Genomic DNA, 471 nt, shown 5'->3' on the forward strand with positions numbered 1-471 from the left:
CTCCCGGAAGGCGCGCTCCAGCTCATCGAGCGATACTTCACCCGGACGCAGTTCGCGTTCCAGTATCTGCGGCACCAGGGTGCCTTGCGCGATCGCCGGTGCGGCGGAAACGGGGGTTGCAGGCGCCGCCGGAGCCGGCGACGCGGACGCGATCGGCGGAGCCGACGCGGACACGATCGGCTGCGCCGACGCTGACGGCATCGGCTGCGCCGAGCCTGACATCGCCGCCATCCCGTGCTCGACCATCTCGTGCAATTTGACGATCAGATCCTGATCGGAGCCTTGCGGCTCGGCCTCGGTCGCCTCAAGTCCGGCGAGAATTTCCTTGATGCGGTCGATGCTCGCAAGAATCAGGCTGACGGCTTCGCCGGTGACCGGCATGCCGTCGCGGAATTTGCCCATCAGCGTCTCGCCGGCATGGGCCAGCGCTTCCAGCCGCGGCAATCCCAGAAAGCCGCAGGTCCCCTTGAT

1 protein-coding gene is annotated in these 471 nt (G+C 67.3%); it reads right to left on the minus strand.

Annotated features, from left to right (window positions below; genetic code table 11):
• Positions 1 to 471: Hpt domain-containing protein (locus NF418_RS10335; RefSeq protein WP_256779537.1), on the minus strand; the 471-nt coding region annotated here is incomplete at both ends.

It is taken from the genome of Streptococcus suis (assembly GCF_024509555.1).
GTDB lineage: Bacteria > Bacillota > Bacilli > Lactobacillales > Streptococcaceae > Streptococcus > Streptococcus suis_AD.